The following is a 19,939-nucleotide window of genomic DNA, read 5'->3' as shown; positions in this document are numbered from 1 at the left end:
TTTATGTATATAGGAACTTCTTTCTTCTATAAGAAAATAGCGCATTAGGTTTTTTACGTACGACTATTGATGCGTTCCGCACCCTGACTAACTAATGATTGGTCAAATTTGCTACTCACTTTACTCAAATTTTCATTCCTTTGCTGGCTATTCTGTTTGCATGTTTTTACTGCATCAGCAAGGCTTAGATAACGATCACCAACTTTAATCTTTACATCTTTATTTTTTTCCAAATCTCCATCAGCTGGTCTATCACCCACTATTTTAATACTGCCATCGCCATTAGCACTTAATGTAATGCTACATTTTTTTTTCACCTACATACCAATCAAACTTTATTCCATATTGAGCTGTGGTACCTAAATCATAGTACCTTACTCTTTTATCATCTATGTGGCCTTTTATAACTTCTCTCTGACTACCATTTAATATTGAGAAACCAGCAATGTTGTTTTCTGTGCAGAATTTACTATTTAAAAACTCACTTATTTTAATACTCGCGTTTTCATTATTATTATCTTGCAGTTTAATTATTGCACACAGGTCACCATCCTCATACCTTCCAATTGATACTCCATCAATAGTACCGTTTTCTATGCACTTACTAAATTTGGTTTTAGCTTCTTCTTCTAATTTACTGTATTCGTTTTCATTAGCATCGTCAGGATGTTCGTTTACATCATTACCTTGATTCGTTGCACTTTGTGGCAATTGCTGCTGTTGCATTTTTTCTAGCGCTTCTTTCATTTTTTTCTGAAGTGACATAGCTTGATTAAGTTTGTCTCTTCTACCATCGTTACCATTATCAAGTAGCTTTAAAGCTTCTACCACTATGTTTAAGTTTTTATAAGCTACTTCAATATTATACTTGTCACTCAAAGGCTCATTGTTAGCTAAAGAGTGTTTCAAGCTATCCCAACAATCCTCTTCAATAATAGCATGTTCTATTGTAAGCGATTGATAGATACTCCAAAGCTTTCTGATTATTTCTTCTTTTTGATTATGATCCTTTCCAACTAGCTCCAGACTTTCTTTAATATCTTCAACTAGATTACCATACAGAGGAGATTTTACTATCGACCTGCTCTGTATTGATTGATTTATTTCTTTCTCAATACCTTGAAGTTTTCTCAAAATCATACACTTTCCCTCACAAAATTATCTAATATTATATACATAAACATTAGGAAATTTTCAACATATTTATGCATTTCCTATTATTCCTTCAACATAGACGACACTTTTTTCGAGCAGGAAATCACTTTATTAACCATATAGTTTTCATGATTGTTATCTATTTTAGGCAACTCATACAGATAATTTACCATCATTCCAGCCGACTGACTAATACCCTTTTCAGAAGTATCCGCCATCCAGTTTAATTGTTTTATCGATGCACCATTGCTTAAATGAAAATGCGCCACCGGGTCATAAGCATTTCCATTACTATTATTCACTTTTAGTAAATAATATGCACATAGTTTAAGCATGCATTGTTTAGTTTCATTTGTACATTCAACGTTAATTTTTAATTGCTCTGCACTTTCTAAAATTTCTGTACTAGATTGTTTTATATTTAGTTTGCCCAATAAAGTGACATCTTGGTTTAGATTGTTTTTTAGCCATTTCGTAAAGCCAGGTATTGGAGAAAGAGTTGCGTATGTTTTTATACTTTTAAACTCTTGCGATAGCTTTTCTACAACCCTTTTGATCAAAAAATTACCAAGGCTGATTCCAGATAACCCTGCTTGAGTATTTGATATTGAATAGAATATAGCAGTGCTCGCATTACTCGGATCATTTGAAGGTACCGACTCATCTAAAAGGTGTTGAATGCTATCTGCAATCTTATCCACCAATGCAACCTCTACAAAAATTAGAGGTTCGTTTGGTATCTTGTAATGAAAAAAAGCAAAACAGAGACGATCAGAGTCTAGTCTGTTTTTTAGGTCGCCCCAAGAGGAAATTTTATGCACAGCTTCATATTTTATAAGTTTTTCTAGCAATGATGCAGGTGAATCCCAGGTGATTTGACGAAGATCAAGTAGATCAACATCAACCCAAGTATAGAGTATATTTTTTAATTCATTCTCTAGTGGATTCAAGCTTCTATATTGGTTCTTTAGCTTAAGCACATCAGAACGCATATCAACAATAAACTTGAGGCCTTCTGGTAGAGAAATAAATTGCTTCAATATTTTAGAACGCGGTGATTCAAGAATTTTTATTAAATCCTGTTCAAATTTATAGTTTAACTCGGGATCTTGGTTTTTCTTATACTCTTTAATTTTCTCATCTATTTCCGCTTTATTCGGATTAAATTTTTCTGCCAGGGTTTGTAGAAATTTTATTTTACCTTTCTCTGATAAGCTCAAGTACAGATTACCAAGAGATACAGCGTTTTTACGTGCTGAAACTTCCCCTCCCTTTGGGTTTAAGCACTTGTTCATCTTCAAGACTAAACTATCGATATCGCGACTGTTGCTTAAATCAGGACCGATGTTACCAATCCACGATCTTACAGCATCTGCCACTTCACCTAGTATTTTAAAAAAGCTTCTTACCGCTTTTTTGTCTTCAACTTTCACTATATCAGTTTTTACCAATGATTCTTTTGTCATAGATTTCCTTTATTATACATGGCTAATGCAAGTCAGGTTTCCCTACGTCATACCGCCGCGGTATCTCTAGATCCCGCTAACAAGCAGCGTGATGACGAATTTGTCGTTTGTCAAATCGTCGGTAAACCCAAGTTATTTTAGCTACATATAGCTTAAGTTAAAGGAAAATTTTAGCTACATAGCAGGCACTATTACTGAATTATTAATAATTCAGTAATACAATAGACTTCTTGCACTACCTCCCAAGCCACAACTGTCATTCAGTAGAAACAAAAAACTTACTTGACAAACTCCGCCAGCCCCCTTATTATGGTACCGAAGGTATTCAGTTATCTTCATCTGTGCAGATTAAACAGCAAGAAAACAACGTAGTTGGCGTCTTATTTTTAATTTTTTGCACTATGTGCACCTTATGTCTTCACAACATTTCTGGGTTTTTACCTATATAAGCTGAAACGCGCTTATAAGTCGTTTAAGACAGTATAGTACGCCAATTTGCAGGATTAGAGAGTGACAACTAGCTAACACGGGGTTTCTTTTGCCTTTTTTTCTGCTTAGTAAATTTCTTAAATATTAAAGCTAAGGTTAGTTGCATTTAAAAGCAGCTAAATTGCAGTGTTTAAGACTTAAAAAACGCCAATACTGAAAATAGACAATGACTAGGGCTTCTTTTGCCTTTTTTTTATTTGGTAAATTTCTTAATATTTGTAGCTGAACGACAACCGTCATCCCTGTAAAGGTCAAGTATCCCGCTACGTGTTAGCGGATGAGATACCGCGAATGAATCGCGGTATGACGGTCTGCGGCGGAATGACGGTTCGCGGCGGTATGACGGTTCGTGGCGGTATGACGGTTCGCGGCGGTATGACGGTTAAGCAATTCGTCATCCCGCTACGTGTTAGCGGGATCTATGCTAAGAGATACCGCGAATGAATCGCGGAATGACGGTTCGTGGCGGTATGACGGTTAAGCAATTCGTCATCCCGCTGCTTGTTAGCGGGATCTAGAGATACCGCGGCGGTATGACGTAGGACTGCTGTCATTCAAGTAGCTGACACTGGAATGACACGTCATAAAGGAACCAGTGTCAGCTACTTGGATGATACCTTTTTTCTACTTAGTTTGGGTTATGCAAGAAGTCTATTTACTTCTTAACTTGACACACATGATGTCTTGCAGCATCATCTACTGCTTCTAAATAAACCATCGCCAAACATATACCACTGTGTACTTCTATAGATAACTTATTGCCTAAACTTCGATTAAAGCAAGAATTCTTTCCTGGAAAAGCAAGGTTGCTAAGATGCAGTTCCCATTTTAATCCTTTGGTTGATATTTGAGCTCTCGGTATACCAAGTAAAGATATTTTAGTATCTTTCGGCAAAGAAAAATGGGTAATACTTTTTTGTAGGATGTAACCTACCATGGGAGGTGAAGGTGTGTAAAAGATACTGCCCGTACTTAGAAAAATGTTAATATTCTGTAGTATGTGATCAATTGCTCCTCCAGTAATACCCGTTACTATTGATGGCAATAACTTTACTGTTTTTAAGTGAGCCATTGCTTTAGAAAAGTCGCAATAATCTTGATCAGGTAGATATATCGTATTCAAATTAGCACGTAAATCCGGATTTACGCTATCCAAATCTCCTACTACAAGATCAGGTTTTACGCCAATTGATAGAAGCTTGTTTGCTCCTCCATCTACAGCAATAATAGGTATATCTCGTTTAAAAAACGATGAGCTCGGTATTTCTCCATTTAGCACTACAATAGAACGATATTGTTGTTGTGTACTGCAGTGCAGCACATGATCATGGTGCAGGTTTTGCATCGTAGTAACATTTTTGAATAATTGATATTATGCTAATCACTAATCCAGCAATATTGCTAAGCACCACAAAAATTGAGCTCTGGTAAAGACCATAGCCAATCCAAGACAATGAACAAATAAGATAGTTTACTAACATTAGCATCGATACATCACGAGTAACTTTAGTGATATATGCTTTATATACTTGAGGTGATAATCCAATTAGAGATGCAATTAACGCAATGAAGCCGAAGCATTCTTCAATATTTATATACATACATTTTCCTACGCTTGCTTTAACAATATCAGGTTCAAAGGGTTGTACTTTATGTACTCTCAGCTTTTCTAGAGCACCCCTAATGCGTGTAATTTATAACATCATTTAGTCTATTAATCAAGAAATTAATAGTGACTTGCATTCATGAAACCCAATCGGCTTCTATGCTAATTATTATCCAAACTAATCGTCGGTTGTGCATCTTGCTCAGAGATTAGGGCAACCAACAAATTATTTATCAATTGAACCTTTTGCTTGCCATCTAATTGTAAGCTTTTGTTTTTTTCAAAATGAGCTATTACTTCCTCGACAATTCCTATTGCATTTTGCACTATATGCCTTCTTGCCGAAGTGATAGCATGTGCTTGTTGACGCCTTAACATTGCTTGTGCAATCTCGGACGAATACGCCAAATGCGATATTCTTGCTTCTGTAATCTCAATTCCTGCAATATCTAATCTTTGTTGTAACATTGACCGCAATTCATCTGAAATTTTATCAGAATTTTTACGTAAAGATTCCTCATCGCTTTCGCTATCATACGGATAATTGCTTGCTAATTCTCTTATTACTGAGTCACTTTGTACAAAAACAAATTCGTGATAGTTGTTAACATTATAATACGCCTTTGCAGGGCTGTTTACTCTCCAAACAATTACTGCAGAAATCTCTATTGGACTTCCATTTGCATCATTCACTTTTATTTTTTCTGTGTTGATATTTTGAAATTTTAGGGAAACTATATATTTGCTTGAAAAGGGAAGCGTTACACATATTCCAGACTTAAAATAAGTTCCAATATAATGACCAAAAAACTCTATCACTCTTGCTTCATTAGGGTCATTAATAAAAAATCCTTGAAGAAAAGTCAAAATTGAAACAGCAGCAACTCCAAGCGCAATTGCGCTGTCATATGCAAAAAAAAGCAGCGATAAAATTAATCCTAGCGCTATTAGTACAGGAAAAAACCGGAGTTGACTTAAATTTCTATCGTTTATCGTATTCTTATCCATATTGTCTTTAAACTTCTTTTTCACTTGAACCCTCTCTGTTGATCGTTTTATTTATCTTATTTACAAATAGTTTAAACTCTCTTAATTCATGATCAGGCAATTTTACTTCAGTTTTATGCGCTATCGTAAGCGGATCGATGTGTTTGCCGTTATATATAACTTCGTAATGTAAATGGGGTCCTGTTGCAATACCAGTGCTACCAACATAGGCGATTACCTGCCCCTGCTTTACTTTAGAGCCTAACTTTATATCGCCACTAAATCTACTTATATGCGCATAACAGGTTGAATATTCATTTTTGTGTTTTATTTTGATGTAATTTCCATAGCCACCATTCTTTCCTATATATTCTACCACACCCTCTGCAGCAGCGTATATGGGAGTGCCAAGCTTAGCTGCATAATCCACTCCTTTGTGAAAAGCAATTTTACCGCGAACAGGATGCTTTCTATTGCCAAATTTTGAGGATATGCGATAATCTCCATTTAAAGGATTTGCAAAAATTTCGCCATTTTTTAAGCTTATTCCTTCTTTATTAAAATACCTTTCTTTGCCGTCTTGCGATTTATAATGATATAAACTAATAGCTTTCTTGTTTATTGTCAGTGAAGCATATAAAATCTTTTCTTCGGTCTTCTGATTACTGAGCGATCTCTCAAAAAGAACCTCCAATTTACTCTTCGGCACAATGTCTTTTTTAAAATCAACACCAAAATCTTTATATATGTTGATCAATTTTACCACTGTATTTGGCGCCAACCCTTCCGTGTCAAAAAAAGAGGATTTTATGTCACTAGATATGAATAACAACTTTCCATCACTTTCTGTCGTCAAAGTAGCTTTTTTTTTTCTGATTCCATGCTGGAATGGCTGTGCAAGATCTGTTGATGTTTCAGTAGCATATGCTGGTAAAATACAAAGCAATACAAATATTACCAGCCTCATAGCTTATCAACAAAAGTAAAATTACCTTCAACATACTGTACATCATCATTATCTTCTAATTCTTCAACCAATGTGGATAATTTATCGATCAACTCTTTATCGCTAATTTCAACTAGATCCTTTGGTTGCCACGAAAGACGAGCAAGTTCTGGTTCTCCGAATTTTGCATAAAAGGCATCGCGTACTTTACCAAAATCTTTTATTTCACAAGTTATAACGTGTAATCCTTCTTTGTCATTTTCCTCAACATTCAATACTTCTAACTCGATCCCATAATTAAATAAATCATCAAAATTCACACCCTCTGCTTTATAGACGATTAAGCCTACATGATCGAAAAGGTAACTAACACTTCCTGTTTCTCCCAAGTTTCCACCCTTGCGAGAAAATATATAACGTACCTCAGAAGCAGTACGGTTGCGGTTATTAGTCAAGGCATGGACAATGAGTGCAGTGCCAGAAGGGCCATGACCTTCATATTGGATTTCCTCATAATTTTCTCCAGCAACGTTACCAGTTGCATTTTTTATTGCTGTTTCTATTTTATCTTTTGGTAGATTTTCCTTGCGTGCAGCAAATATAGCAGAGCGAAGGCGCGGGTTGAGTTCGGGATCGGGTAGCCCTTGCTTTGCAGCAACTGTTATTTCTCTAATCAGCTTCGTAAATTTTTGAGAGCGCTTTGCATCCTGAGTGCCTTTCCGATGTTTTATATTTGAAAATTGTGAATGACCAGCCATATTCAAATAGTTAAAAACCTAATTATATATCAAAGCATAGAAAAAGCTAAAGCAAATTTTCAAGCCTCCGGCTTGGCATCTTGCAGGTTTTCTGCTAATAACATACTTTCATACTGCTCAGCTTCTAAGTCAAGGCCAAGAGCTGAATGGGCTGCTATTAAATAGTTAATAGACTTAGAAAAATATTTAGAATCCTTATAGCTTGCTATATTCTGGAAACGCTTAATTGCTGCTAAATATTCACCACGCCTCAGGTAAAATTTACCGATAGAATACTCTTTTATTGATATATGTTCTGTGATTAATTTTGCTTTTTCCTTGATTTCATCTATATATTCGCTGTCTGGGAAAAGGTTAATGTACTCTGTAGCCAGCTCTAAAGTTTTATATGCAGTTTGCTGTCCAAGTTGCACTTTATTAATTTGCATGTAACAAGATAATACTCTTAAGTAGTATACATATGGTAAATCTTCACCATTTGAATAAACATATATATAATCATCCATATCACTTGCAGCACTGCTATAGTTACCCATGTTATAATGAGACACACCAGATAATAATTTTGCTTTCCTTGCCCAATAAGAGAAAGGGTACAAATCTTCTATCTTTTGAAATGCCCTAATAGCTTGTTTATATTTTTTCTGGTCAAAAAGTTCAACTGCTTCCTCATATAGTTCAGCTTCAGTTTTTTCAAGATCATCCGCATACGATTGTGTAAAGGAGCAAATTAGGAAAATAAAGCACGTGATTAAAGTCTTATACATAAGATTTTTTTCGATCAAAATAAAGTATAGATCTAAATATTACTTAAATAAATAAATTTCTTAGGCAATAGCCGGCCCTTCCTCTTTATAACTACGGTCAGAACTACCTGCATTCCTCGATTTACCTTGTCCTTCCACTTTTGGATCTTTCAGCGTTTTGCTGTAGGAATGTGTAGTTAATATCTGTACAACCATAAAAAGTGCAATACCTATCAAGCCTAAAGTAGGCCCAACAGCAGGATTTAAGGACGATGCTAATGCCATTAACATTATCCTTCTTATTAAAAATATAGAAGAACCAGCAAGCGCCAATCCGGCTACAGACATATTGCTAGTTTTCTTGCTAGATTTTTCATCAAGATTAGATTTTTCTGTTTCCTTTTTCTTATTTTTTTCATGCTCATCAATATAAGAAACAAGAGTTACAAGAAAAGCAATTGCATTGGCAAGAAATAAAATTGCATCCTCTGCTGCTTCAAGTGAAGATGTTTCACCCATTATCATACCTACAATAATCAGTGCAGTTGTTATAGCCTCAATATAGATCAAACACTGACCTATATCAGAAATATTGTGCTCTTTTTCCTTTACTTCCTCTCCATTTTCAATATTCTCCAACTCTCGTTCTTTTTGTGCTATTTTCCTATTATTGTAAATTAAATATAGCGTACAAATAAGAGATAGGACCATAGAAGGTAATATAGTGTGGCTTAGCGCGCCACTTATCACGCCAAGTAATACCTGATCGCTACATATTTTTTCCAGTTCAATAGCCATAAATAATGCAAATGGAACCATTGTTACCAATGATACACATTGTCTATATAGCTCTCTTTTTTTTAGTGTTAATAGCTCTTGTTCTAGCTTCTTCTTTTTTTCTGCTTCTCCTACTTTTAGCATTAATAACTCCTGTTCGAGTTTCTTCTTTTTTTCCGCTTCTTCTTTTAGTGTTAATGACTCTTGTTCTGACCTTTCTTTTTTGACTTCCTTATCAACTGTCAGCCAAAAATCCCCAAAAAAATCTTCAGGAGAAAACGTAGTCTTAAAGTTATCAGTCATATAAACCCTATTAACTAATATATTATACAGGATTTTAACTATTCAGTCAATATTATGAAAGTATTAACTACTTTTGTATATTAACTGTTTCTCAAGAAATTCAGTCAACCTGTTTGATGCCGGCTAGGATATAATTATAGCCTGACCACATAGTTATAATAGCTGCAACCCATAAACAAATTGCACCTATATATTGAGTTGTGTCGTAATCGTTCATTATTAGCGCTACTACAGCAACCATCTGCAAAAATGTTTTAATTTTGCCAGCTTTGCTTACAGGTAGACTAACATTTATAGCTATAAGGAACTCCCGTAAACCCGAAACTAATATTTCCCTACAGATGATGATAATCGATGGTACTATTGTAAAATCATTTATCTTCTGCTTATAAACTAGCATAATTATCGTTGAAACCACTATTAATTTATCAGCAATTGGATCAAATAGCTTGCCAAACTTTGATTGGACTTTCCACGCACGCGCCAAGTAACCATCAAAAAAATCCGTAATGCACGCAAACACAAAGATTGATATTGTTATCAGGCCTGCATATTTATTTTCTATATAAAAACTTAATATTATTGCTGGTATTGCAAGTGCACGAGAAATTGTAAGCAAATTAGGCACGTTTTTCTTAAGCATGTAATATCATCTTACGTAATAGGTAAACTTATACAGAAGTACAACAGAGTTCACAAGCTAATAGTTTACAATTGAACATTTATAAAAACTCCATATACTTAAAAATTACAAGCTTAAAATATAAGAATGAACGATGATTTAGATAATACCACAAAACAAGAGGCACTTAAGTATCACAGTAGAGGTGGTAACCCTGGTAAAATTTCAATCATGCCAACAAAACCTTTATCTACCCAGTATGATTTGTCACTTGCTTATTCTCCTGGCGTTGCAGCTCCGTGCCTTGAAATAGCTAAAAATCCTGAGGTTGTTTATGATTATACGGCAAAAAGCAATTTTGTAGCTGTCATTTCAAATGGCACTGCAGTGCTTGGGCTTGGTAATATCGGTCCTCTTGCTGCAAAACCTGTCATGGAAGGCAAAGCTGTTTTATTTAAGCGTTTTGCTGATATTGATGCAGTTGATATAGAAGTTGGTACAGAAAATATAGAAGATTTCATCAATGCAGTAAGGTACCTTGGGCCAAGTTGGGGGGGGATAAATTTAGAGGATATAAGATCTCCCGATTGTTTTATAATAGAGAAACGTCTGAATGAACTGATGGATATTCCAGTGTTCCATGATGACCAGCATGGAACTGCAGTGGTTGTTGCAGCTGGTATAGAAAATGCTCTTGATATTGTCGGAAAGAAATTAGAGGACGTTAAGATCATTATGAATGGTGCTGGAGCAGCCGGTATTGCATGTTTAGAAATACTAAAGTCCATGGGCGCTAAAAATATAGTGCTGTGTGATAAGCAAGGAGTAATATACAAAGGTAGAAACGAGGACATGAATGAGTGGAAGGAAAAATATGCAATTGATACTTCCGAACGTTCTCTACTTGATACAATAAAAGGCGCTGATGTATTCATCGGATTATCTGCAAAAGATGTGTTAAATGAAGAGATGTTAAAGAGTATGGGCAAAGACCCGATTATTTTCGCTCTCGCCAACCCCGATCCAGAAGTAAGGCCTGAGTTTGCAAAATCTGTGAGGCCAGATGCAATAATCGCAACTGGCAGGTCAGATTACAACAATCAAGTCAACAACGTAATGGGATTTCCTTATATATTCAGAGGAGCGCTTGATGTACATGCAACAACAATAAATGATGAGATGAAAATTGCAGCTGCAGATGCAATAGCAAAGCTTGCCCGTGAGCCAGTGTCTGACGAGATATCTGCAGCCTATGGCGGTCGTAAAATGAGCTATGGACGTGAATATATAATACCTACTCCATTTGACCCAAGATTAATTTCTATAGTATCTCCTGCTGTTGCAAAAGCCGCAGTTGATTCAGGTGTTGCAAGAAAGGCAATACAAGATTGGAGTAAATATGAAAATCAATTGAAATCTCGCCTTGCTAGTACACTTAACACGCTGAATCTACTGTCTTCACAATATTAGTAACCATATAATCAATAATTCAATTGCACCCAGTCGTTTTAGATTTATAATGAAAGTATTGTAATTTAAAGCAAATCAATGACTATTGCAATTCACGAATTAGAAAGGATCATCAAACAATCGTTCCCCGACGCTGATATAAAGGTTCATGACCTTGCTGGAGATGATGATCATTATCATTTAAAAATAACCTCCAAGCGCTTTCTTGGAAAGACAAAAATAGAACAGCATAAAATGGTATATAAAGCTCTGGAAGGTCAGTCTATACACGCCTTGCAACTGGAAACTAATACTTAAAAATAAGGTGAATTTATGAGCAGTTTTGAACAAATAAAAAAAGATATAGCGGAAAATGATGTGGTGTTGTACATGAAAGGCACTTCTGATTTTCCTCAATGCGGATTCTCTGGACTCGTCGTGTCAATCCTAAAAAAATTGAACGTGAAGTTTAAGTATATTAACGTGTTGGAGAATGATGAAATACGTGAATCTATAAAAAAGTTTTCTGATTGGCCAACAATTCCACAATTATATATAAAGGAAGAGTTTATCGGTGGTTGCGACATCACTCGCGAGATGTACGAAAAAGGCGAACTGCAAAATTTATTGAAGGAAAAAAAAATTATTGCGGAATAAGTACCAAGAAACCAGTGCCCAGACGCTGGGATTGGTATAACGTAGTATAAGCTATGAAAAAGGATCTTATGTCTTAAACCTTATCACCAGGCTTAACAAATAGGTGGCCCAATACTATTAACTTTATGGGTTTACCTTCGTTATTTGCTACTATCCAAACCCCATCGCTCTCATGATCAACAATTTCTATTGGTACAAATATTACATAATTATTGTCATCAATAATCTTTATTCCAAGAACACCATCGTCACTTAAGTTCAAGGCTGAAGAAGGAATTTTATATGCAAATCTCTCACCTGAAGGGAGGCTTACACTAGCAGTCAGTCCTTGCAAGGATATCATTTTATTATTAATTACCTTTACCTCTACCCTATAAGACCCAGTTTTAGGCTCAGCAATTTTACTAATAAAACTTACTTCACCTGCCAATTCTTTTCCGTCCAGTAAACTAATTTGAGCTGTGCTGCCTAGCTCTATTTTATTTACTTCATTTTCCGAAACGTATAACACCACAAGAATTTGATCGAAATCAACCACGTCAGCTATTTTTTGCCCAGCATTAACAAAATCCCCTTCGTTTGCATTGATTTTATCAATATAACCATCTATAGGAGATTTGACTGCAGTATTTTCTAAATCCAATTCTAGCCTTTTTAGGTCAGCTTTTGCACTTTGTAACGCAGTAAAAGCTGCTTCTACTTGTATTTGTGCTCCATAGCCTGTTTTATTCAGTTTGTGAGAGGAATCATACTCAATTTCACGCTGCTTTAATAAAGCTTTGGCTTTCTGAGCTTGCTCAATCCTGTCATAATCTTCTATCTTTAACACTACATCATCTCTTTTTACCTTTTCACCATCAGGTAAATAAATAGCAATAATCTTACCACTTATTTTTGAGACAAGGCTAGCTCTATGTAAGGGATTTACTGTACCAGAAAAATTTAAATATATAGTGCGGTTTTGCGGCGCACATTCTTGAGTTTTTACTGAAAAGCTACTAGTTGCATTATCACTATGAACCGCCTGATCTTTTTTTAAAAATGCACTGCTGATAAAAAACAGTAGAATAAAAGCAATACTAGAAATGATGATTACTTTATTTCTCATCTTTAAACAATAGAATTTGTTGACTAATTTTGTTAGAAACAACTGCATAAATTTTCGAATCAAAAATGTAAGTATAATGCATGCACCATTGTCACTCCATAAATAGTTTTATATGAGAACAAACACAAGATTTTCCTACAATAAGTAAGTTTTTTATTGCTAAGAGGCAGTATAAATTCCGTTAAAAAGCAGCAGAATGACAAACAACCTAAAAATAATTAACTGTAGCAGCCTACTTTTCAATAAACTCCATTTGCATTTCTTGTATATTACTTTCTATTTGCTCTATTTGTTCTATCAACCTTTCCTCTAAGTCAAGATTACCGCTTAGCCTCGCTTCGGTTCTTTCTTTTCGTAACGCATTTAATTCTTTTAGTAACACTATATTATTCCACACAATTTCTGCAGATTTTCTCTCGTTCAGTTGGCTATTTAGTACACTAGTTTTTTCAAATACATACTTTATAACGTCAAACTGTTTCAATTCTTGTAACAAAGCCTCTTTACCAAGTTTGCTTTTGTTACTTATTACATCAATTACACGCTGTTGTAATCTTTTCATCTCATTAGTAAATTCAAAATGAGAAAATTGCTCAAAAAATATAGGACGGTTCAAGATTTCAGGAAATTCTACGGCTATACGCAAAATTATGGCCTGATTTTGCTCTGCCTCAATTAGCTCTGGAGATTTGTTATGAAGATACTCACCTTTTGTTGCTCTAGTTTTACTATTAAAAATCTGTTTTTTGAAGCTACTTCTTAGTTCACTAGCCTTATTGTAAAAATAATCTCTATAATACCTTCTAATACTGCTGTTGCTAATAGTATTTACATATTCCATGAACTTGTGCTCAAGAATTGAATATTTTTCCGGAGCAAGTTTTTCATAATTTTGAAAGTTGCTATCGATTATGTGACGCCATAAATATTCAGAATGCAGTTTTGTTGAATGGTCAAGAGCAGTCAACACGTCTTCTTTCTTGTATGCCAGTTCGTTACATATATCGTATGGATCTTTATTACTCGGCAAAGTCACAAACTTTAACGTGTATCCAGGCTCTAATATTGGCAGAGCAAGTTCCGCAACTCGTGTAGCAGCACGATATCCGGCATTATCGCCATCCATACAGATGGAGATTTCTTTAGCAAATCTCCACAGGTTTTTTATCTGTTCTGCAGAAATTGCGGTACCAAGTGGAGCAACTGCATTACTAATTCCCGCTTGATGTAGCGCTATAGTGTCCATATATCCTTCAACAACAAATATGTGCTGTTTTTTACGTATTTCGCTTAAAGCAAAGTTTAATCCGTATAAATTCTCCCTCTTCTTGAAGAGCTGACTCTCTGGGCTATTTAAATATTTTGGCTGTTGCTCAGAACTCAGCGCACGTCCGCCAAAACCAATAACTCTTCCTGCAATGTTGTATATAGGAAATATCAGCCGGTCATAAAAATAATCATGAAAATTTTTGTTTACTAATCCAATATCAATTAAAATTTTGTCTTCAATACCTGAAGAGTTTAAATACTCTTTCAAACCAGAGCTTGGTGCATAACCTATCTTAAATTTATCTATGATTTCAGGTAAAATCTTGCGCTGCTTTAAATAATCTACAATGCCCTGATTTTTTTGTGCAAACCAATTTGCAGCTAAATCAAGCGCTAAAAATAGTTTATTGTCCCCTTTTGTAATACTAAGACTTTTGGGCAGTTCAACACCTGTAACCGATGCTAATCTTTCCAATGCTTCTTTAAAGCTTAATCCTTCAGTTTGTGAAATAAATTCAAATGCATCACCACTAGCTGAACAACCAAAACAGTAATATAACCCCTTAGTATTGCTCACCGAAAAAGATGGGGTTTTTTCGTTATGAAATGGACAGAGCCCAACAAAACTATCTCCTCTTTTTATTAGCCTGACTTTTTTACCTACTATGTCAGATAATAATAATTTTGATTTTATAATATCTATGTGATCCATCTTATTGAATTAGTAGTAGGATAAAAATTATATAGAATTTATACACATCTGACTCGAAATTTATTTCAAGCTTTAGGACTCCCGAAAGATCAGGAGTATTAAAACGGCTTGACAGAAAGATCAAAATAAATTACCCATATAAATATCCTTAAGTTATGCAAGATCAACTTTTTATATGTCAGATATAATATCAATTGCCTCAGATCATGCTGGTTATGAATTAAAATCAGAAATAAAATCCTACCTGGAAACCCTGGGTTACACAGCGGTAGATCAAGGCTGCACTGCTAAGCAAAAGTGTGTAGATTACCCAGACTATGCTGTTAAAGTTGTAGAAGATATAACAAGCAAAAAAGCAAATTATGGGATATTAATTTGTGGTACAGGTTTGGGCATGAGTACTGTGGCAAATCGTTTTGAAGGAATCTACGCTGCTTTATGCAATAGTGTTGAGATCGCAAAATTAGCTCGCGAGCATGGCAACGCAAATGTACTGTGTCTTGGTGCAGGATTTACTGCGAGTGGATTAGCAAAAGACATAGTCAAACAATTCCTCGAAACAGAATTTTCAAAAGAAAGCAGACATAAAAAACGCCTTGATAAACTCAGCAATATAACCTCTAAGAAAAAAAAACAAAAACTTATAACGAAGATGAAATATCAAAATTCGCTAAAATGGCAGGTGAATGGTGGGATGAGAATGGTAAATTTAAGCCATTGCACATGATGAATCCTATTAGAGTATCTTACATTATTGAGAAAATAAAAGAGTTAAAAAAATGCGATTTAAAAGAATTATCATTGCTTGATGTTGGATGCGGTGGTGGCATTTTATCAGAATCAATGGCACGCGTTGGCATTAATGTTGTGGGAATAGATGTATGTGAAGAAAACATCAAAGTGGCACAGTCACATGCGAAAAAAGTAGGGCTTAATGTAGAATATATGCACACCAGCATTGAAGAGCTAAGCAATGACAAGAAGTACGACGTGGTTCTGCTGATGGAAGTAGTCGAGCATGTAGATAATTTAGAATTCTTTATGAGAAGAGCAATAGAATTGCTGAAACCAGAAGGGCTAATCTTTATATCCACAATAAATAGAACTATCAAATCCTTCTGTCTTGCAATAGTCGGCGCAGAGTACATATTAAATTGGCTGCCTAAGGGTACGCATAATTGGAATAAATTTCTCAAGCCGTCAGAAATTGCAAATCACTTAAGAGAAAATAATGTAACGCTGCAAAACATGGCTGGCATGGAGTACAACGTAATAAAGCGTGAGTGGAATTTAACTAAAGGTGTGGATATTAATTATATACTTTGTGGTTTGATGAGTGGTTAGATTTAACTCTATAAAAGCACCATTTTCACTTCCAATACTTTGAAGGATCTTGGCCAGCTTTTATACAGTAGCCTTTATTAGTTAGCGCCCAACCGCGACGACAAGAATAACTTGTACCTACACGTTCATATCCAGGAGCAGCAACACACTTTCCTTGAACCAACGTTTGACCTTTATAAGGACAACGAACCGGCATTTGATCTTCAAGAAAATTACAAACGTTTTTTTCTGTTATCGCTGTTGCAATTTTAGGTGCACCAAAAAACACAGCAACAAACATACCAAGTGAGAAAAGTGAAGGCCAAGGCATTCTTCCAAATATTGCAAGCAAGCTTGTACCAATTACTACTACTGTAATCATTGGTCCACCTATTCCATGAACGTAACCTATTACATTACACATTACATCTGTTGCTCCATCAGCGTGTGCATCAAATGCATAGGAGAAAATTAAAACTACAAATAGAATTACAAGAAAATTTCCCATTGTTCTTTCAATAATCATACCTGATTGTTTCTTATTTTAATAAAATTTCAGTAAATAGCTTTTCTCAAAAATTATGCTTAACCCAATCAATATTTATTTATTACTGCCTTTTTAATACTATAATTAACTCAGTTGATTTTTATCAAAATGCTAAACCATGGATCGATTTGAGAGTTTTTACATCACCACGCCAATATATTACGTAAACGATAAGCCGCATATCGGTCATGCATACACTTCTCTCTTGTGTGACGTGGTGGCAAGGTTCATGAAACTAGCTGGGAAAAATGTCAAATTTACCACCGGTACAGATGAACATGGACAAAAAATAGAAAAAGCAGCTAAAGCAAAGGAAATGCAGCCAAAAGAATTTACAGACGAAGTGAGTGTTTCATTTAAAGAATTAGCTAAGTTCATGAATTTTGAGTATGACGATTTTATTCGCACTACGGAGGAACGTCATGAAAAAGCAGTGGTAGCTTTATGGAATAGGCTTGAAGAGAGAGGACAAATATATTTGGATTCCTATTCGGGTTGGTATTCAGTTCGTGATGAAGCATTTTATCAGGAATCAGAGCTGATAGATGGCAAAGCACCAACAGGTGCTGAGGTTGAATGGGTAAAAGAAGAGAGCTACTTTTTTCGTTTGTCGAATTGGCAGGATAAATTACTAGAACTATATGAAAATCAGCCAAATTTTATCTTTCCTGAGAGCAGAAAAAATGAAGTGGTATCGTTTGTAAGATCAGGGTTCATTGACCTCTCAATCTCTCGCACTAGTTTTAACTGGGGAATAAAAGTACCAGGTAATGACAAACACGTAATCTATGTCTGGATAGATGCATTAACCAATTATCTTACATCAATAGGTTTCCCTAGTACTGAAGGTGAAGAATATAAGAAGTTTTGGGCAGAACCAGAAATACAGATTCCAGTGTCAAGCACTGCAAACCTAGCTGACAACTCTTTCAACGTTCATGTAATCGGCAAAGACATATTGCGCTTTCATGCTGTGTATTGGCCAGCGATTCTCCTTGCAGCAGATTTGCCACTGCCAAAACAAATTGCAGTTCATGGTTGGTGGCTAAACGAAGGAGAAAAAATATCCAAGTCTCTTGGTAATGTCATAGATCCAATTGGCCTCGCTCAAGAGTTTGGTGTTGACCAACTACGCTATTTTCTCCTTCGAGAAGCAAGTTTTGGCCAGGATGGCAACTTTAGTAAGAAAAACATGATCAGCCGCATAAACTCAGAACTTGCAAACAATATAGGCAATTTAGTACAAAGAACGATCTCATTTTTACACAAACAATGCTCTGGAGTTGTTCCAACAGTTGATCAAAATTTATTCAAAGATAATGAGAGCTTGCCCAATTGCAAAGCTATACTAGGTCAAGTGATGGACCATTTATCAAAGTATGAGTTTAACCAGATTATACTTCTAATTATCAACATCTCTTCTGAAGCCAATGCTTATATAGACAAAAGTGCACCCTGGATATTAAGCAAAACCGATAGAGTGCGTATGAACTTAGTAATCTACAAACTACTGGAATATATCAGGATAATTGGCATTTTATTGCAGCCAATCGTTCCCAAATCAGCGGAAATGATACTTAATCAATTGCAAATTCCAAAAGAGCAACGTGATTTAAAATCTCTGTGCAACGCATGCGTAAGTTCAGGCATTACACTACCTAAACCTACGCCGGTTTTTTTGAGGGTTGATGCTAAAGAGGAGAAATAGTTTTTTAAAAACTATTTCTCCTGAATGAGATTACATCTGGTAAGGATAGTACGTATCGTTGGTATAACCCGTCTCACTGCCTACAGATGATACTGAAACTCCTTCAAGCATTGTAGAAATATACGGTGCAGCATAATATAAAGCAACACAACCACATACTCCTATTCCAGCTACCTTAGCCTTACCCCACGCAACCCAACTTTGACCATTTTCTTCTTTAGTTGGCTGATTTTCTGGGCTAGAAATCTTAGTATCTTTTTCATCACCAGATTTTGCGTTACAGTTCTCAACCGACTTACTTTTTAGGCTAGAAATATCAACATTTAAATGATTCAAATTCTTAGAAGTTGCAAGATCTAAGTAATCCAAACGAGTTAGTTCTTGCATACTAGGTTTAGATCCATCTTCACGCTTAAACTGCTCTTCCGGACTAGAAACCTTAGTACCATAAAGTACACTGTACAAGCTGCTTCCAACGCTGTTAAGTGCTCCTTTTGTATACTCAACTGATGTACCATAAACATTTTTTAATTTATTTCCAGCACTATTAAATTTCCCTTTTACATACTCAACTGATGTGCCATAAGCATTTTTCGCACTACCTACGACATTTTTTAAGTCATTCGCAACATCACTACGGCGCTGCTTAATAGTACTATGAACGCGCCCACTACTGTAGGCTTCTTCTACATATGCAAATACTTCTTGAGATGCTTCTTTGATATTCTTCATTGCTTGCGGAACAAAAGTTTTCTTGTGTTTAAGTTCTTCTATTTCTTTTTTTTGATTATTAATCTCCTCATTTTTTTTATTAATTTCAATTTTTTGCTTAGAATCTTCCTCCTCTTTAGCTTTTACTTCCGCTTCTTTTTTAGTCAGTTGGTCATTTTGCCCAGAAATTGTTTGCTCTTGAGCTTGTATCTTAGCTTCTAACTCAGAAATTGTTTGCTTTTGAGCCTGTACTTTATCTTCTTCTTTAGCTAGTTGAGCATCTTTTTTAGATATTTCTTCTACTTTCTCAGCCAGTTGAACATCTTTCTCAGAAATAGTTTTATTCTTACTAATTGCTTTATACGAAAGTGCCATAGCTACAGCAGAAAATACAGCACAACCAATAATAAATGGCAGGCCAACACTTAATGCTGCAACAGGAGCTAAGAAACCAATATAAGGAGCTGCAGCAAACACTCCAGATGCTAATAAAGTTAAAGCAGCCAGAGTTCCAGCTATATAATAGGGTAAATTGTTTTTACTCATATGATTATTCCTCACGTATTGTAAAATATAATACCATATAAAAGGATTTAAAGG

Annotated in this window: 20 protein-coding genes, 1 pseudogene and 1 riboswitch; of the genes and pseudogenes, 6 read left to right on the top strand and 15 right to left on the bottom strand. The window is 35.4% G+C overall.

Annotation, left to right across the window (positions count from 1 at the left end; translation table 11 throughout):
• Nucleotides 1–53: 53 nt before the first annotated feature.
• From OOK92_RS07345 to OOK92_RS07335, 3 genes are all read right to left on the bottom strand, one after another.
• The gene (locus tag OOK92_RS07345) at nucleotides 54–317 is read right to left on the bottom strand and encodes a hypothetical protein (protein ID WP_264735700.1); all 264 of its coding nucleotides are present in this window, start codon (nucleotides 315–317) and stop codon (nucleotides 54–56) included.
• Nucleotides 301–1,140 (bottom strand): hypothetical protein, encoded by an 840-nt coding sequence (locus OOK92_RS07340; RefSeq protein ID WP_264735699.1) that lies wholly within the window; start codon nucleotides 1,138–1,140, stop codon nucleotides 301–303. The genes OOK92_RS07345 and OOK92_RS07340 overlap by 17 nt, the downstream gene beginning before the upstream one ends.
• A 77-nt stretch (nucleotides 1,141–1,217) precedes the next feature.
• Entirely contained in the window at nucleotides 1,218–2,621 is a 1,404-nt protein-coding gene (locus tag OOK92_RS07335) for a malonyl-CoA decarboxylase (RefSeq protein WP_264735698.1), read from the bottom strand.
• Between the two features lie 780 nt (nucleotides 2,622–3,401).
• On the opposite strand from OOK92_RS07335, the gene OOK92_RS07330 reads away from it, so the two are divergent.
• Nucleotides 3,402–3,554, top strand: coding sequence for a hypothetical protein (locus OOK92_RS07330; RefSeq protein WP_264735697.1), 153 nt, complete (start codon nucleotides 3,402–3,404; stop codon nucleotides 3,552–3,554).
• 211 nt (nucleotides 3,555–3,765) lie between these two features.
• Here OOK92_RS07330 and OOK92_RS07325 read toward each other — a convergent pair whose 3' ends face one another.
• The 8 genes from OOK92_RS07325 to pgsA all read right to left on the bottom strand — a co-directional run bounded on the left by OOK92_RS07325 (nucleotide 3,766) and on the right by pgsA (nucleotide 9,876).
• The gene (locus OOK92_RS07325; protein ID WP_264735696.1) at nucleotides 3,766–4,455 is read right to left on the bottom strand and encodes a thiamine diphosphokinase; all 690 of its coding nucleotides are present in this window, start codon (nucleotides 4,453–4,455) and stop codon (nucleotides 3,766–3,768) included.
• Nucleotides 4,436–4,711, bottom strand: coding sequence for a SemiSWEET family sugar transporter (locus OOK92_RS07320; RefSeq protein ID WP_006280002.1), 276 nt, complete (start codon nucleotides 4,709–4,711; stop codon nucleotides 4,436–4,438). The genes OOK92_RS07325 and OOK92_RS07320 overlap by 20 nt, the downstream gene beginning before the upstream one ends.
• Nucleotides 4,700–4,802: riboswitch (TPP riboswitch) on the bottom strand. (Overlaps the previous gene by 12 nt.)
• Nucleotides 4,803–4,878: 76 nt before the next feature.
• Nucleotides 4,879–5,724, bottom strand: a complete 846-nt coding sequence (locus tag OOK92_RS07315; protein WP_264736410.1) for an SPFH domain-containing protein — start codon at nucleotides 5,722–5,724, stop codon at nucleotides 4,879–4,881.
• A 7-nt stretch (nucleotides 5,725–5,731) separates the two neighbouring features.
• Nucleotides 5,732–6,670, bottom strand: a complete 939-nt coding sequence (locus tag OOK92_RS07310; RefSeq protein ID WP_264735695.1) for a M23 family metallopeptidase — start codon at nucleotides 6,668–6,670, stop codon at nucleotides 5,732–5,734.
• Nucleotides 6,667–7,407 (bottom strand): YebC/PmpR family DNA-binding transcriptional regulator, encoded by a 741-nt coding sequence (locus OOK92_RS07305; RefSeq protein WP_253309949.1) that lies wholly within the window; start codon nucleotides 7,405–7,407, stop codon nucleotides 6,667–6,669. Before OOK92_RS07305 ends, OOK92_RS07310 begins: the two co-directional genes overlap by 4 nt.
• 59 nt (nucleotides 7,408–7,466) lie before the next feature.
• Nucleotides 7,467–8,174 (bottom strand): outer membrane protein assembly factor BamD, encoded by a 708-nt coding sequence (locus OOK92_RS07300; protein WP_264735694.1) that lies wholly within the window; start codon nucleotides 8,172–8,174, stop codon nucleotides 7,467–7,469.
• A gap of 60 nt (nucleotides 8,175–8,234) precedes the next feature.
• The gene (locus tag OOK92_RS07295) at nucleotides 8,235–9,233 is read right to left on the bottom strand and encodes a hypothetical protein (RefSeq protein ID WP_253309178.1); all 999 of its coding nucleotides are present in this window, start codon (nucleotides 9,231–9,233) and stop codon (nucleotides 8,235–8,237) included.
• Nucleotides 9,234–9,333: 100 nt separating this feature from the next.
• Nucleotides 9,334–9,876 carry a CDP-diacylglycerol--glycerol-3-phosphate 3-phosphatidyltransferase gene (gene pgsA, locus OOK92_RS07290; RefSeq protein WP_253309177.1) on the bottom strand — a complete coding sequence of 181 codons (543 nt, stop codon included), beginning with the start codon at nucleotides 9,874–9,876 and terminating at the stop codon, nucleotides 9,334–9,336.
• Between the two features lie 126 nt (nucleotides 9,877–10,002).
• On the opposite strand from pgsA, the gene OOK92_RS07285 reads away from it, so the two are divergent.
• The 3 genes from OOK92_RS07285 to grxD all read left to right on the top strand — a co-directional run bounded on the left by OOK92_RS07285 (nucleotide 10,003) and on the right by grxD (nucleotide 11,961).
• Complete coding sequence (locus OOK92_RS07285) at nucleotides 10,003–11,325, top strand: malic enzyme-like NAD(P)-binding protein (RefSeq protein WP_264735693.1); 1,323 nt, start codon at nucleotides 10,003–10,005, stop codon at nucleotides 11,323–11,325.
• A 78-nt stretch (nucleotides 11,326–11,403) separates the two neighbouring features.
• Nucleotides 11,404–11,622: a BolA/IbaG family iron-sulfur metabolism protein gene (locus tag OOK92_RS07280; protein ID WP_096641415.1), complete on the top strand. Its 219-nt coding sequence runs from the start codon at nucleotides 11,404–11,406 to the stop codon at nucleotides 11,620–11,622.
• A 15-nt stretch (nucleotides 11,623–11,637) separates the two neighbouring features.
• A complete protein-coding gene (gene grxD, locus OOK92_RS07275; RefSeq protein WP_164224629.1) occupies nucleotides 11,638–11,961 on the top strand; it encodes a Grx4 family monothiol glutaredoxin in 324 nt (107 codons plus the stop codon).
• 73 nt (nucleotides 11,962–12,034) lie between these two features.
• On the opposite strand, the gene OOK92_RS07270 is transcribed toward grxD, so the two are convergent.
• Nucleotides 12,035–13,117 (bottom strand): efflux RND transporter periplasmic adaptor subunit, encoded by a 1,083-nt coding sequence (locus tag OOK92_RS07270; protein WP_264735692.1) that lies wholly within the window; start codon nucleotides 13,115–13,117, stop codon nucleotides 12,035–12,037.
• A 184-nt stretch (nucleotides 13,118–13,301) separates the two neighbouring features.
• On the bottom strand, nucleotides 13,302–15,050 hold the full coding sequence (dnaG, locus tag OOK92_RS07265; RefSeq protein WP_264735691.1) for a DNA primase: 1,749 nt from the start codon (nucleotides 15,048–15,050) through the stop codon (nucleotides 13,302–13,304).
• Between the two features lie 175 nt (nucleotides 15,051–15,225).
• Between dnaG and ubiG the strand changes: the two are divergent.
• Nucleotides 15,226–16,394: pseudogene (gene ubiG, locus OOK92_RS08425) on the top strand (bifunctional 2-polyprenyl-6-hydroxyphenol methylase/3-demethylubiquinol 3-O-methyltransferase UbiG).
• Between the two features lie 25 nt (nucleotides 16,395–16,419).
• On the opposite strand, the gene OOK92_RS08495 reads toward ubiG, so the two are convergent.
• On the bottom strand, nucleotides 16,420–16,899 hold the full coding sequence (locus tag OOK92_RS08495; protein WP_264735688.1) for a TrbC/VirB2 family protein: 480 nt from the start codon (nucleotides 16,897–16,899) through the stop codon (nucleotides 16,420–16,422).
• A gap of 139 nt (nucleotides 16,900–17,038) precedes the next feature.
• Here OOK92_RS08495 and metG point away from each other — a divergent pair, with 139 nt between their 5' ends.
• Nucleotides 17,039–18,628, top strand: coding sequence for a methionine--tRNA ligase (metG, locus tag OOK92_RS07245; RefSeq protein WP_264735687.1), 1,590 nt, complete (start codon nucleotides 17,039–17,041; stop codon nucleotides 18,626–18,628).
• A gap of 30 nt (nucleotides 18,629–18,658) precedes the next feature.
• Here the strand turns inward: metG and OOK92_RS07240 are convergent, their stop codons facing one another.
• A complete protein-coding gene (locus tag OOK92_RS07240; protein ID WP_264735686.1) occupies nucleotides 18,659–19,885 on the bottom strand; it encodes a coiled-coil domain-containing protein in 1,227 nt (408 codons plus the stop codon).
• Nucleotides 19,886–19,939 lie beyond the last annotated feature (54 nt).

The organism is Wolbachia endosymbiont (group A) of Rhinocyllus conicus (assembly GCF_947250775.1).
GTDB lineage: Bacteria > Pseudomonadota > Alphaproteobacteria > Rickettsiales > Anaplasmataceae > Wolbachia.
Note: the sequence above shows the minus strand (reverse complement) of the source record. Positions and strands in the feature narration are given on the sequence as shown.